This is a genomic window from Blastococcus sp. SYSU D01042 (assembly GCF_054050515.1).
Window position 1 is genome coordinate 490,930 of sequence record NZ_JBJGZM010000001.1, and the last position, 13,417, is coordinate 504,346.

The 13,417-nt window shown below is 77.0% G+C and carries 13 protein-coding genes and 1 pseudogene; 5 read left to right on the top strand and 9 right to left on the bottom strand.

The window, feature by feature from the left end:
• Positions 1-120: 120 nt before the first annotated feature.
• Positions 121-2,385 (bottom strand): sodium-translocating pyrophosphatase, encoded by a 2,265-nt coding sequence (locus tag ACI79H_RS02490; protein ID WP_456552787.1) that lies wholly within the window; start codon positions 2,383-2,385, stop codon positions 121-123.
• A gap of 298 nt (positions 2,386-2,683) precedes the next feature.
• Here ACI79H_RS02490 and ACI79H_RS02495 point away from each other — a divergent pair, with 298 nt between their 5' ends.
• Positions 2,684-5,137, top strand: a complete 2,454-nt coding sequence (locus ACI79H_RS02495; protein ID WP_456552788.1) for a DEAD/DEAH box helicase — start codon at positions 2,684-2,686, stop codon at positions 5,135-5,137.
• A 33-nt stretch (positions 5,138-5,170) separates the two neighbouring features.
• Here the strand turns inward: ACI79H_RS02495 and ACI79H_RS02500 are convergent.
• From ACI79H_RS02500 to ACI79H_RS02510, 3 genes and pseudogenes are all read right to left on the bottom strand, one after another.
• Positions 5,171-5,503, bottom strand: a pseudogene (locus tag ACI79H_RS02500) (Rv3654c family TadE-like protein); the annotation flags it as partial.
• Positions 5,500-5,832, bottom strand: a complete 333-nt coding sequence (locus ACI79H_RS02505) for a TadE family type IV pilus minor pilin (RefSeq protein ID WP_456552789.1) — start codon at positions 5,830-5,832, stop codon at positions 5,500-5,502. The pseudogene ACI79H_RS02500 and the gene ACI79H_RS02505, both read right to left, overlap by 4 nt.
• A 61-nt stretch (positions 5,833-5,893) precedes the next feature.
• Entirely contained in the window at positions 5,894-6,160 is a 267-nt protein-coding gene (locus tag ACI79H_RS02510; RefSeq protein ID WP_456552790.1) for a DUF4244 domain-containing protein, read from the bottom strand.
• A 220-nt stretch (positions 6,161-6,380) separates the two neighbouring features.
• On the opposite strand from ACI79H_RS02510, the gene ACI79H_RS02515 reads away from it, so the two are divergent.
• Positions 6,381-6,809 (top strand): cupin domain-containing protein, encoded by a 429-nt coding sequence (locus tag ACI79H_RS02515; RefSeq protein WP_456552791.1) that lies wholly within the window; start codon positions 6,381-6,383, stop codon positions 6,807-6,809.
• 15 nt (positions 6,810-6,824) lie between these two features.
• On the opposite strand, the gene ACI79H_RS02520 is transcribed toward ACI79H_RS02515, so the two are convergent.
• The 4 genes from ACI79H_RS02520 to ssd all read right to left on the bottom strand — a co-directional run bounded on the left by ACI79H_RS02520 (position 6,825) and on the right by ssd (position 10,585).
• Entirely contained in the window at positions 6,825-7,409 is a 585-nt protein-coding gene (locus ACI79H_RS02520) for a type II secretion system F family protein (RefSeq protein WP_456552792.1), read from the bottom strand.
• Positions 7,410-7,584: 175 nt separating this feature from the next.
• A complete protein-coding gene (locus ACI79H_RS02525; RefSeq protein ID WP_456552793.1) occupies positions 7,585-8,367 on the bottom strand; it encodes a type II secretion system F family protein in 783 nt (260 codons plus the stop codon).
• On the bottom strand, positions 8,364-9,503 hold the full coding sequence (locus ACI79H_RS02530) for a TadA family conjugal transfer-associated ATPase (protein ID WP_456552794.1): 1,140 nt from the start codon (positions 9,501-9,503) through the stop codon (positions 8,364-8,366). Before ACI79H_RS02530 ends, ACI79H_RS02525 begins: the two co-directional genes overlap by 4 nt.
• Positions 9,500-10,585, bottom strand: a complete 1,086-nt coding sequence (gene ssd / locus ACI79H_RS02535) for a septum site-determining protein Ssd (RefSeq protein ID WP_456552795.1) — start codon at positions 10,583-10,585, stop codon at positions 9,500-9,502. The genes ACI79H_RS02530 and ssd overlap by 4 nt, the downstream gene beginning before the upstream one ends.
• Before the next feature lie 127 nt (positions 10,586-10,712).
• Here ssd and ACI79H_RS02540 point away from each other — a divergent pair, with 127 nt between their 5' ends.
• Together ACI79H_RS02540 and ACI79H_RS02545 are read left to right on the top strand one after the other, a co-directional pair.
• Positions 10,713-11,558 carry an HAD family hydrolase gene (locus tag ACI79H_RS02540; protein WP_456552796.1) on the top strand — a complete coding sequence of 282 codons (846 nt, stop codon included), beginning with the start codon at positions 10,713-10,715 and terminating at the stop codon, positions 11,556-11,558.
• Between the two features lie 90 nt (positions 11,559-11,648).
• Positions 11,649-11,921 (top strand): hypothetical protein, encoded by a 273-nt coding sequence (locus ACI79H_RS02545; protein WP_456552797.1) that lies wholly within the window; start codon positions 11,649-11,651, stop codon positions 11,919-11,921.
• Positions 11,922-11,950: 29 nt separating this feature from the next.
• Here the strand turns inward: ACI79H_RS02545 and ACI79H_RS02550 are convergent, their stop codons facing one another.
• A complete protein-coding gene (locus ACI79H_RS02550) occupies positions 11,951-12,739 on the bottom strand; it encodes an oxidoreductase (protein ID WP_456552798.1) in 789 nt (262 codons plus the stop codon).
• Between the two features lie 120 nt (positions 12,740-12,859).
• Here ACI79H_RS02550 and ACI79H_RS02555 point away from each other — a divergent pair, with 120 nt between their 5' ends.
• Positions 12,860-13,411 carry a histidine phosphatase family protein gene (locus ACI79H_RS02555; protein ID WP_456552799.1) on the top strand — a complete coding sequence of 184 codons (552 nt, stop codon included), beginning with the start codon at positions 12,860-12,862 and terminating at the stop codon, positions 13,409-13,411.
• Positions 13,412-13,417 lie beyond the last annotated feature (6 nt).

Here is a 13,417-nt window from a genome sequence, read left to right on the forward strand (position 1 = left end):
GCTAGGCAGCTGCGACGACGCCGCGCCGGCCGTCGTCCACAGCGCCGGGAGGCGTCCACAGACGTGCCGCGACCCTCCCGCCGGGGTGGTGCCCGGCGGGAGGGTCGCGGCGTGCGCGGATCAGGGAGCGGTGGTGGTGAGCGATCCCGCGCCCGGCTCGACCGGGACGTCGCCGACGACGACCGACCGCCGCTTGGACACGACGACGGCGCCGACGATCACCAGCGTGGCGGCCAGCGCGATGACCACCCGCACCGCGGTGTTGGCGTCCTCGCCCACCGAGAGGCTGACGACGGCCGGCGCGATGATCAGCGCCACCAGGTTCATGACCTTGATCAGCGGGTTGATCGCCGGGCCCGCGGTGTCCTTGAACGGGTCGCCGACCGTGTCACCGATGACGGTCGCGGCGTGGGCCTCGCTGCCCTTGCCGCCGTAGGCGCCGTCCTCGACCATCTTCTTCGCGTTGTCCCAGGCGCCGCCGGAGTTGGACAGGAAGACCGCCATCAGCGTGCCCGCCGCGATCGCCCCCACCAGGTAGGCCGCCAGCGGGCCGAACCCCAGCCCGAAGCCGACCGCCACCGGCGCCAGGACGGCGAGCAGACCCGGGGTGGCCAGCTCGCGCAGCGAGTCCTTGGTGCAGATGTCGACGACGGCTGCGTAGTTCGGGCGCTCCTCGTAGGTCATGATCCCGGGCCGGGTGCGGAACTGCTCCCGGACCTCGAAGACCACGCGCCCGGCGGCCCGCGACACCGCGCTGATCGCCAGGCCGGAGAAGAAGAACACCACCGCCGCGCCGATGACGGCGCCCACGATGTTGTTCGGGTTCACCAGGCTGAACGCGTCGCCGAGGGTGTCGCCGGCGTCCTCCAGCGCCACGTCGATCTGGGCGTTGTAGGAGCCGAAGAGCGCGGTCGCGGCCAGGACCGCGGTCGCGATCGCGATGCCCTTGGTGATCGCCTTCGTGGTGTTGCCGACGGCGTCGAGGTCGGTGAGCACGCGGGCGCCGTCGTCGTCGATGTCGCCGGACATCTCCGCGATGCCCTGCGCGTTGTCGCTCACCGGACCGAAGGTGTCCATGGCGACGATGACGCCGGCGGTGGTGAGCAGGCCGCAGCCGGCGAGGGCGACGGCATAGAGCGCGGCACCGCCGCCGATGAGGAACGCGCCGTAGACCGCGCCGCCGATCAGCAGCGCGGCGTAGACGGCCGACTCCAGGCCGAGCGAGATGCCCGAGAGGATGACGGTTGCCGGGCCGGTCAGCGAGCTGCGGCCGATGTCCTTGACCGGCTTGCGGCTGGTCTCGGTGAAGTAGCCGGTGAGTTGCTGGATGGTGGCGGCGAGCACCACGCCGATCAGGACGGCCACGAAGCCGAGGACCTGCGGGCTGACCTCCATGTCCACGCCGTCGGAGATGCTGGGCAGGTAGGTGAAGGCCGCCGCCGCGACGAGCACGAGGGAGACCGCCGCCGAGGCGAAGAAGCCCCGGTTGATCGGCACCATGCCGCTGGAGTCGCCCGCCGCCGGTCGCGTCGCCAGGACGCCGACGACCGAGGCGATGATGCCGATGGCCGCGATCATCAGCGGGAAGACCATGCCCACGTTGCCGAAGAAGACCTGCCCGAGGATGAGGGCGGCGACGAGGGTCACCGCGTAGGACTCGAAGAGGTCCGCGGCCATGCCGGCGCAGTCCCCGACGTTGTCGCCCACGTTGTCGGCGATGGTCGCCGCGTTGCGGGGGTCGTCCTCGGGGATGCCCGCCTCGACCTTGCCGACCAGGTCCGCGCCGACGTCGGCGGCCTTGGTGAAGATGCCGCCGCCGACGCGCATGAACATGGCGAGCAGGGCGCCGCCGAAGCCGAAGCCCTCGAGCACCACCGGTGCGGTCTCGTCGAACAGCAGCAGGGCCAGGGCGGCACCGAACAGTCCCAGCCCGATGGTGATCATGCCGACCACGCCGCCGGTGCGGTACGCGATGCGGAAGGAGGGCTGGTAGCCACCCGTCCGGGCGGCCGCGGCCACCCGGACGTTGCCGCGGGTGGCCAGCGTCATGCCGATGAAGCCGACGGCCGCGGAGAACAGCGCGCCGACGAGGAAGAAGACCGCGCGACCGGCGCGGGTGCCCCAGCCGCCGTCCGCCACGGGCAGGACGAGCAGGAGCAGGAAGACGATGACGGCGAAGATGCCCAGCGTCCGGAACTGCCTGCGCAGGAAGGCCGCCGCACCCTCCTGGACCGCCTGCGCGATCTCGCGCATCTTCGTGGTGCCCTGGTCGGCGGCCATGACGGCCTTGACCAGGTAGGCGGCGAAGCCCAGAGCGGCCAGCGAGATGACGAGGATGACGGCGACGAGCGCCGTGTCCCCACCGGACAGGGAATCGTCGGGCATGCGTGTTCCTCCCAGCGTCGACCGCCGCCGTCGAGCGCCGTTGCTCGCCGGTGCGGCGGAGGTGCCGATGCGGCACCGGTGAGGCGCCTGCAACGGGCGGAAGTGTAAGGGAGATCACACGATGTGCATCCCCCCTGAACACTGCGTTCTCGCCGGTCCTCCGCCCGGGGTCGGCCGGTTCCCCCGACCGGGTTGCCGCGGGGTGTGACAGTGGAGGTGCGGGGAGCGACGCACGCCCTCCGCGGAGGCGCAGCAGGCGCCGGGCGCAGCGCCCGGCGGGCACCAGCGAGGAGGCCCGGTGACCACGCTCCACCCGGCCGGTCCGGCACCGCTCCCCCGGGCCGACCGTGCGCCGGGGGCCGCTCCGGACGGCCCCCTTCCGGGGGCCGAGCTGCTGGCCTCGCTGCTGGCCACCACCGCCGAGGACGAGCAGCCGGTCACGCACGTGCACTCGGTGCCCGTCCGCGAGCGGCGCACGCTGGCCTGGCCGGAGTGGGTCAGCGAGCCGCTGAGGACCCGCCTGGAGGAGCGGGGGGTCTCCGCTCCCTACGCCCACCAGGTGGAGGCCGCGCAGCTCGCGCACGACGGGCGGCACGTCGTCGTCGCCACGGGGACGGCGTCGGGCAAGTCCCTGGCCTACCAGCTGCCCGCGCTGAGCAGGCTCGCCGAGGACCCGCGGGCCTGCGTGCTCTACCTCGCCCCGACCAAGGCGCTGGCACGGGACCAGCTCGCCGCGGTGGCGGCGCTGGCCGACCCGTCGGTGCGCCCGGCGGCCTACGACGGGGACACCCCGGGCGAGGAGCGCGACTGGGTGCGGCGGCACTCCCGGTGGATCGTGACCAACCCGGACATGCTGCACCGCGGGATCCTGCCGGCCCACCAGAAGTGGTCCTCCACCCTGCGCCGGGTGGCCTACGTCGTCATCGACGAGTGCCACGCCTACCGGGGGGTCTTCGGCTCGCACGTCGGCCACGTGCTGCGCCGGTTGCGCCGGATCTGCCGGCGGTACGGCGCCGAGCCGGTCTTCGTGCTCGCCTCGGCCACCGTCGCCGATCCCGCCGGCGCCGCCTCGCGGCTGGTCGGCGAGCCGGTGGCCGCGGTGACGGAGGACGGCTCGCCCCGCCCGGGCGCGACGTTCGCCCTGTGGGAGCCCCCGCTCACCGAGCACACCGGCGAGCACGGTGCGCCGCTGCGCCGGTCGGCCGCCGCGGACGCCGCCGGGCTGCTCGCCGACCTGGTGGAGCGGGGGGCGCGCACGCTGGCGTTCGTGCGCTCGCGGCGCAGCGCCGAGTCCGTCGCCGAGCAGGCCCGCCGCCTGCTGCACGACCGCGGCCGGGACGACCTCGTGCGCCGGGTCGACTCCTACCGCGGCGGCTACCTGCCCGAGGAGCGGCGGGAGCTGGAACGGGCGCTCTCGTCCGGCGATCTCCTGGGCGTGGCCACGACCAACGCCCTGGAGCTCGGCATCGACATCGCCGGGCTGGACGCGGTCGTCCTGGCCGGCTACCCGGGGACGCTGGCCTCGCTGTGGCAGCAGGCCGGTCGTGCCGGCCGGGCGCAGCGCGAGTCGCTGGTCGTCTTCGTGGCCCGGGACGACCCGCTGGACCACTACCTCGCCCACCACCCGCAGGCGGTGTTCGGGCGGGCGATCGAGGCCACCGTCACGGACCCGTCGAACCCCTACGTGCTCGGCCCGCAGCTGTGCTGCGCCGCCGCCGAGCTGCCGCTGCGCCCCGACGACCTCCCGGACTTCGGCGGCCCCGCCGCCGAGGTGGCGGTCGAGCAGCTGGTGGCCGACGGGCAGCTGCGCCGCCGGCCGACCGGCTGGTACTGGGCCGGCCGCGGACGGCCGGACGTCGACATCCGGGGCAGCGGTGACGAACCGGTGTCGATCATCGAGGGCGCCACCGGCCGGCTGCTGGGCACCGTCGACGGCGGCGCCGCGCACGCCACCGTGCACGAGGGCGCCCTCTACGTGCACCGGGGCGAGACCTTCGTCGTCGACGAGTTCGACGTGGAGGACGCCTGCGCCGCGGTGCACCCGGAGAGCCCGGAGTGGACCACCGTCGCGCGCGACGTCACCGACCTCTCGATCGTCTCGCCCGACCGCAGCCGCCGGCTCGGGACGGTCACCGCGCACACCGGCGTCGTCGACGTGACCAACCAGGTGGTCGCCTACCAGCGCCGGCGGCTCGGGACCGGGGAGGTGCTCGCCGAGTTCCCGCTCGACCTGCCGGCCCGCCAGCTGCGCACCCGCGCGGTGTGGCTGACCCTCGGCGACCGGGCCGTGGAGCGCGCCGAGCTCGAGGAGGTGGAGCTCCCCGGCTCGCTGCACGCTGCCGAGCACGCCGCGATCGGGATCCTGCCGCTGCTGGCGACCTGCGACCGGTGGGACCTCGGCGGCCTGTCGACCGCCCTCCACCCGGACACCGGAACCGCGACGATCTTCGTCTACGACGGGCACCCCGGCGGAGCGGGCTTCGCCGAGCGCGGCTTCGAGGTGCTCCGCGAGTGGCTGCAGGCCACCCGCGCCACCGTGGCCAGCTGCGAGTGCGAGAGCGGCTGCCCCTCCTGCGTCCAGTCGCCGAAGTGCGGCAACGGCAACGACCCGCTGGACAAGGCCGGGGCCGTGCGGGTGCTCGACGTCGTGCTGGACGAGCTCGCCGTCGCCGGCGACCTCCTCGCCGACGACCCCCCGCCCTCCGACGACGGGCCGCCGGCCGGTCCCTCCGAGCCCGATCTCGTCTTCTGAGGGCTCCGCGCCCGGGACCACCGGGCCGGCACGGGCCCGGGCGCTCACCGTCCGGTCGCCGACGGGCCCGAGGTGCACCCGGACGCTGACCTCGACCTCCACGACCCCGCCGGGACGCACGGCGCAGGAGTCCAGCTCCGCGCCGTTCTCGTCGGCGATCGCCGCGGCGACGGCGCACGGCGCGGGATCGGCGAGCACCGCCCGTCCCGCGGCGGCGAGCGCGGTCAGGTCGGCCGCGCTCCCGGCGCGGTGCCGGGCGACCGCGGCCGCACCCACGAGGACGCCGGCGAGCCCGACGAGCGCGAGCACCCCGCTCAGCGCCAGCACCCAGACGGTCGCCGACCCTCGCTCGTCCGACGCCCTCACGGCGCGGTACCGGGTTCGCGCAGCGCCACGGCCGAGGCCTGCACCCGGGTGCGCAGCGGGACCGGTCCCAGGGGCGAGACCTCCGCGCTGACGGTGACCCGCACCCGTTCCGCGGCGGGCCGCACGGTCGTCACCGCGCCGGCGGGCGCCACCCGACCGGCCAGCTCGGCGACCACGGCGTCGGCCTCCCCGCGCGCGGCGGCCCGCGCGCCCTCCCGGGCCGCGTCGACGCACCGCAGGTGGGCGCCCACCACCGTCACCGCCGCGACCGCGCAGACCAGGACGAGCACGAGGACCGGCAGGACGACGGCGGTCTCCGCGGTCACCATGCCGGATTCCGTGCGGGCCGGGCGCGGGCGCGGTCTCGAACCGGAACGGGGAGCCCGCACGTCAGGCCAGCGTCGCCAGGGCGCGGTCCACCAGGTCGGTCAACCCGTCGACGACCGAGTCACCGGTGACCACCCGGTAGAGGACCGCGGCGAACGCGCACGCCGCCACCGTCCCGACCGCGTACTCCGCGGTGCTCATGCCGGCCTCCGGCGCCGCCTGCAGCACGGTCAGCCGCCGGTGCAGCCCGGCGCGCACCCGGGAGCGGGGACGGGCGGCCGGCGCGGCCGTCTCCGGGTGGTCGGGCACGGTCGCTGAGCTGCTGGGCACGGTCGCCTCCTGGCGTCGGGGCCCGCGGGTCGGGCCGTGCAACGAGCCTCCGGCCGCCGCACCGGGTCGCCCAGAGCGCGCCGGCATCTGTGGAGAGCGGCCCCTGCTGTGGATGCAGCGGCCCGGCGGGAGCCCCAAGTGCGGCACCAGTGCGGCCCAAGGGGTGCCCGGCAGCCTTCGACCTGCACCCCCACGACGCCACGACGACAGGGACGAGCCCATGGACACCGACGTGCTGGACGACGGCAACCTCCGCCTGGAGTTCACGACCACCGGGGAGGACAGCAACGGAGCGCTGCACCAGATGCGGGCCGAGTACCGGCCGGACTCGGCTCTGCCGCCCGCGCACCTGCACCCGCAGCAGGACGAGCGGTTCACCGTGCTGCAGGGGAAGATGTGGTGCCTGGTGGACGGCGTCGAGACCACCGTCCGCGCCGGGGAGAGCATCGACATCCCGGCCGGGAGCGTGCACCAGATGCGCAACCCCGGCGCGGCGAGCGCCGTCGTCACCTGGGAGACCAGGCCGGCGCTGCGGACGGCCGAGTTCCACCTGCAGATGGCCGCCGCGCGCCAGGCGGGGGACATCGCCGCGGTGCTGGCGGTGGTCGACGAGTTCGCCGACGTCTTCGTGCTGGCGCCTCGGTCCTGACCGGACCGAGCGGGATCAGCCGAAGACGTCCCCGGCGATCCCGAGCACCAGCGGCACCACCCCGAGGCACAGGAACGCGGGGAGGAAGCAGGCGCCCAGGGGTGCGAGCACCCAGATCCCGGCGCGCTGCACCGCTGCGGCGGTGGCGGCCCTCGCGGCGGCCCGGCCCTCCGCGGCGAGGGTGCGCAGGCCGCCGGCGACCGCGGCCCCCGACTCGCCCGCCCGCACGAGCACGCGGGCCAGCGGCGCGAGCTCGGGCGGGACCTCGGCCCAGGCCCGGTGCGGACCGGCGCCCAGGCGGGACAGCGCGGCCACCGCGCGCAGCTGCCCGCCCAGCGGGCCGCCCACCGCTCCCCCGACCGCCTCGAGGGCGCCCTCGACGGGCAGGCCGGCGGCGAGGCACACGCCGAGGAGGTCGCAGGCCGCCGGCAGGTCGCGTGCCACCGCCGCGCGATCGGGCGCCCCACCGTCGGGTGCCCGGGCGCGCAGGAGGCGCTCGGCCACGACCGCTGCCGCAGCGCCCGCGCCGAGGCCCACCGGCCCGCCGAGGAGCACGGCGACGAGCCCGCCGACGGCGGCCGGGAGGAGCCACCGCCGCACGCGCGCCCCTCCCGCGCCGGCGCCCCGGTCCGGAGCCGGTGTCCCCGCGCCGCCCGCCCGCATCGCCGCCCAACGGGCGGCACCTGCCCCGGGCGCCGGCCACAGTACGAGCGCTCCTGCGAGGAGCAGCAGCGCTGCCGTCGACTGGGGGCTCACGGGCGCCGGCCCGGCCCGGTCACCGCAGCGCCCGCTGGAGCAGCCGGTGCGACCAGGCCAGCCCGGCCGCCTCCAGCGCCACGCCGGCCACCAGCAGCACCTGCCCGACGGCGGTGGTGGTGAGCACTCGCCACGGATCGGCGCCCACCCCGCTGCCCATGAGCAGCCCGAGCAGGGGCAGCCCGGCGAGCACCGCGGCGCTGGCCCGCGGTCCGGCCGTCGCCGTCCGCAGCTCCGAGCGGTGCCGGACGCGGGCCCGCAGGTCGTCCTCGACCGCCGTGGCCACCGCGGCGAGCGAGCAACCGGTCCGGGCGCTGAGCCGGGTCGCTGCCGCGATCCGGGCGAGCGCCTCGCCGAGCTCACCGTCCGCCGGGGACCCGGGCCGGTCGGGCGACCGCACCGCCGCGGCCAGCTCCCGCCCCGTGCCGGCGTCCCCGCAGGCGTACCGTGCCGCCGCGGCGGCGTCCTCCAGCGACCGGCCGCTGCGGAGGTCGGCCGCGAGGGCGGCCAGGCCGTCGGCGAGCCCGCGGAGCGCGGCGTCGGTCACGGCGGCCGCCCGTCGCGTGGCGGTGGCGCGCACGACGGCGACCGCCGTGGCTCCCGCCAGCGCGGCGACCAGGGGCGTGCTCACCACCGCACCGGCCGCGGCGGCGCCCAGGGCGATCAGCGCCGTCCCCGACCGACCGGCGACTCCCCGTCCGATCCCGCTCCGCACGTCGTCGGCCGCGACGAGCCGGTCCGACGCCCGCCGGGCGGGCCAGAGGAGCAGTGCCGCGGCGCCGGCGAGGAGCACGGCCGTCACGGGTTGGCCTCCCCCGCCAGCAGCGCCCGCAGCCGTGCCGCTCCGGGGCACGGGCCTCCGTCGGCCCGCCACGCGGGCTCGACCACCACCAGCTGCCCGTCGCGCCGCAGCACCCCCAGCTCGTCGACGCGGCGCCCCGACGCGGTGCGGCGCAGGTGGACGACGACGTGCAGAGCCGCCGCCGTCAGGCTGTGCACCGCCTCTCGGTCCAGCCCCGCAGCGACCCCCAGCGCCTCCAGCCGGGCGGGCACCTCGGCCGGCCGATTGGCGTGCAGGGTGCCGCACCCGCCGTCGTGACCGGTGTTCAGCGCGGCCAGCAGCTCGGCCACCTCGGCGCCGCGCACCTCCCCCACCACCAGCCGGTCCGGCCGCATCCGCAGCGCCTGCCGGACGAGGTCGCGCAGGGTCACCTCGCCCACGCCCTCCACGTTCGGCGGGCGCGTGAGCAGGGCGACGACGTGCGGGTGGGCGGGCGCCAGCTCGGCGGCGTCCTCGCAGGTCAGGACCCGCTCGGACGGGCCGACCTCGCCGAGCAGGGCGGAGAGCACCGTCGTCTTGCCCGAGCCGGTGCCCCCGGTGACGAGGAAGGCCAGCCGCCGCCGCACGAGGGCGCGCAGCAGGTCCGCGCTCTCGCCGGGCAGGGCACCGAGCGCCTGCAGGTCGGCCAGGCTGCGGGAGCACCGGCGCAGGACCCGCAGCGAGAGGCACGTGCTGCCCGCGACGGGTGCGAGCACCGCGTGCAGGCGGGTGCCGTCGGGGAGACCCACGTCCACCCAGGGCGCCGCGTCGTCCAGCCGGCGCCCCGCCGACGCCGCCAGCCGCACGGCCAGCCGCCGCACGGCGTCGTCGTCGGTGAAGCGCACGCCGCTGAGCTCCAGGCCGCAGCCGCGGTCGACCCAGACCCGGTCGGGTGCGGCCACGAGGACGTCGGTGACGTCCGGCCGGCGCAGCAGCGGCTCGAGCGGCCCCGCGCCGGCCAGCTCGTCGACCGCGTCACGCACCGCCCGGAGCACGTCGTCGTCGCCCAGCAGCCCGCCGCTCTCCTGCCGGACGACCGCGGCGACCTCGGCCTGCGTGGGGACGCCCGGCTCCAGCGCGAGCCGGGCCCGCACCCGGTCGAGCAGGCCGGCGTTCACGCCGCCGCCTCCCGCACCCGGGCCAGGGCCCGGCGCACGACGCCGCCGAGCGGCGTGCGCGCGGCCACGGCCGGGACCTCGCCGCGCTCCCCGCGGGGTACCGCGCTGCGGTCGTGCGGCAGCTCGGCGAGCACGGGGCGGCCGACGGCGTCGGCCACCTCGCCGGTGGACAGGCCACCGGGCACCGGACGCACCACCAGGTGCGCCGCCGTCCACGGCGACCCCGGCGCGGAGACCAGGAGCCGGGCGGCCGTGGCCGCGCGCAGCCGTGCGGGCACCACGAGCAGCGCCAGGTCGGCCTCGGCGAGGACGGCGTGCGTCGTGGCGCAGCAGCCACCGGGCCCCGGCCGCGGCAGGTCGACGACCACGGGCGAGCCCTCGGACCGGGCGGCCGAGACCACCGCGCGGACCGCTGCCTCGGGCAGCTCCAGCCCGCCCGACCGCGCCGCGGCCAGGACGTGCACCCCGGCGACCTCGGGCAGGCAGGCGCGCAGCGCTTCGGCCGAGACCCGGCCCCGGAGGCCGGTGAGGTCCGGCCAGCGCAGGCCGTCGATGCGCTCGGCGCCCAGCAGCAGGTCCAGGCCCGCGCCCCACCCGTCGGCGTCCACCAGGACCGACCCCGGCGCAGCGGCCACCGCGAGCGCCGCGGCCACGGTGCTGGCGCCCGCACCGCCGCAGCCACCTCCGACGGCGGTCAGCCACCCCCGCGCGACCGGCGCACGGACGGCCTCGGCCGCCCGCGACAGCAGCCAGCCCTCGTCGGCGGGCAGCAGCGCCACCCGCTCGGCGCCCACCTCCACCGCCGCCGCCCACTCCGGTGCGGGCAGCTCCGCGCGGGCGACGACCACCAGCCCCGCCCGCCGGCCCAGGGCGCGGACCGCCGGCGAGCCGAGGACGTCTGCGCCGAGCAGCACCAGGGGCGCGGTCCGGTGCGCTCGGCGCAGCGGTGGGCCGCCGACCGCCACCTCGGGCTCGGTGCCGGCGGCGGCGAGCACGCGCAGCAGGTCGTCGAGCAGGTCCTCGTCGCGGCTGACGACCAGCGGCCGGCGGGAGGGATCGGGGGGTGCGGAGGCGGCGGGCACGGCTGCCAGCCCACCCGGCAGTGGGCGAACAGTGCCAGAGCGGCCCGCGAACTGTGGATGACTCCTTCGGGTGTGGACGGCGCGCGGGATCCGTCACACCCGTCGGGCCCTACTAGCCTCATGCCTCGTGACCCGCGCCGCGGCGTTCTTCGACCTGGACAAGACGATCATCGCCAAGTCCAGCACCCTGGCCTTCGGCCGTCCGCTCTTCCAGGGCGGGCTGATCAACCGGCGGACGGTCCTCAAGACCGCCTACGCCCAGTTCGTGTTCTCCCTCGCCGGGGCGGATGCCCAGCAGATGGAGCGGCTGCGCGCCCAGATGACCGCGATGGTCACCGGCTGGGACGCCGCCGCCGTCCGCGAGATCGTCCGCGAGACCCTGCACGAGATCGTCGACCCACTGGTCTACGCCGAGGCGGCGGACCTGATCGAGGAGCACCGGGCCGCCGGGCGGGAGATCGTCATCGTCTCGAGCAGCGGCGCGGAGATGGTCGAGCCGATCGGCGAGATGCTGGGCGCCGACCGCGTCGTCGCCACCCGGATGGTCGTCGAGGACGGCCGGTACACCGGCGAGATCGACTTCTACGCCTACGCGGAGAACAAGGCCGCCGCGATGCGCGAGGTGGCTGCCGAGGGCGGCTACAACCTGGCCGACTGCTTCGCCTACAGCGACTCGGTCACCGACCTGCCCATGCTGACCGCCGTCGGGCACCCGACGGCGGTGAACCCCGACCGCGGCCTGCGCAAGGCTGCGCTGCAGCACGGCTGGCCGGTGCTGCGCTTCGAGCGGCCGGTGAGCATGCGGTCCCGCTTCTCGGCGTCCGGCGCTCCGGTCGTCACCGGTGCGGCCGCGATGGGCGTGGGCGCCGCGGTCGTGGGCCTGGCCTGGTACGCCCGGCACCGGACGAGCCGCTCGGTCCTCCCGGACACCCCCGGACCGCTTCCCGGACGACGACGCCGCCGCGGGGCCTGATCGCCCCCGGCGCACCGGCGCCGCTGTGCACAGGGCACCGCCCCGGCGGGGCGCCGCCCGTGGCGGAACCGGTTCGGCCATCCTGCGGACGTGCTCACCGCGGTCCTCGCCTGGCTCGCGGCCCTGTCCGTGTGCGTGGCCGCCTCGTTCGTCGGGCAGTCCGTGCGCACGGCCCCGCGTCGCCGGCGCCGCCGGCCGGCCGCGCGGTTCGGGCTGTTCCTGTCGCTGTCGGGACCCTGGTTGTCGGTGCTGGGGGCCTTCGCGTACGCCGCCAGCACCGGTTCCTGGCTCCCGGCTGCGGCCGCCGGTGCGGTCGCGGTGACCGTCGTCGCGGTGACGGGGCTGCTGGTCGCGCCCCGCTGATCCGCCGGCCGGTCCACCGGCCGCCGCGCTCAGCCGCGGAGCAGGCTCTCGCAGATGGCCAGGCCCTCGAGGGCGCCGTGCTCGGTGGCCTGGCAGCAGTGCACCAGCCAGCGCGCGACGCCCGCGGGCTCGCCGGAGGCGTAGCCGGCCAGCGCCTCGGCGTAGGCGGCGGCGCCGAACTCGGCGAAGCCGACCTCCGGGGCCGAGACCGCCTTCGGGTCCAGCCCCCGGGTGATGCCGGTCAGCCGACCGGCTGCCCGGGCCACCAGGCCGTCGGCCACCCCGAAGGGCGCCATCGCGGCGATCTCGCCGTGCACCAGCGCGGCCACCAGCACCGCCGGCGCGGCCGTCTGACCGGTGATCAGCGAGAACAGCCCGGTGAGCCGCGGGCCGGCGTGCGGGGCGGGACGGCCGAGGTCGGCACGGTCGACCCGGTCGCTCGCGGCCAGCACGTGCATGCGGGCCAGCACCTGGCCCGGCGCCCGGGGCCAGGTCTCCACCATGCTGCCCAGACCCGCGGACAGCCGGAGCGCTCCCTGCACGACCGGGTCGTCGACGGCACCGGCCCGCAGGTCGGCCAGCGGCACGTCCACACCCTCGAGCGCGGCCGAGGCGCGGGCGCCCCGCAGCGCGGACTCGATGCTCACCCCGGCCGACTCGCGCCGCAGCACGCGGTGGCCCAGCAGCCGGTCGATGCCGGTGCGGGCGGCGTCGGCGGCGGCGCGCACCCCGGGCAGCTCGAGCAGCGGTGCCAGCGGATCGGGTGCGCCCGGCCGGGCTGCGGGACCGGCGGCTCCGGGACGGACCGGGATGCTCACGTTGACTCCTCGCTCACGCTGCGGTGCTGGTGCGCGGATCCGCCTGGGACGGGCCGCCCCGACGACGGTACGAGGCACGCTCCGCCGGCCGGCGGCCACCTGGCTACGCTGCCACCCACCATGGCCTCCCCGCTGACCCTGCTGCTCGTCCGTCACGGGCAGAGCGAGTGGAACGCCGCAGGACTGCTGCAGGGGCAGACCCCGCACGTGCCGCTGACCGCGCTCGGGCGCAGCCAGGCCGAGGAGGCCGCCGCTGAGCTGGCCGCCCTCTCCCCCGGCGCGCTCATCAGCAGCGACCTGCTGCGCGCGGTGCAGACCGCCGAGGCGTGCGCCCGCACGACCGGTCTCCCGGTGGAGACGACGCCGGCGCTGCGCGAGCAGGGCTACGGCGTGCTCGAGGGCCGCCCCTCGCGCGAGCTGTGGGACGTCGTGGACTGGAGCGACGCGCAGTGGTCGGCCGAGGGCGGGGAGAGCCTCGCCGAGCTGCACGGCCGGGTCGAGGCCTACCTCAAGCACCTCTGCGCCGAGCCACCTGCCGAGGTGATCGCGCTGGTCACCCACGGGGACACCATCCGGGCGATCCAGGCGGTCGTGGCCGGCCTGGGCGCCGACGCGATGCCGGCGGTCACGCCGCACAACGGCAGCGTCACGCGGCTGGAGTTCCACCCGTGACCCACC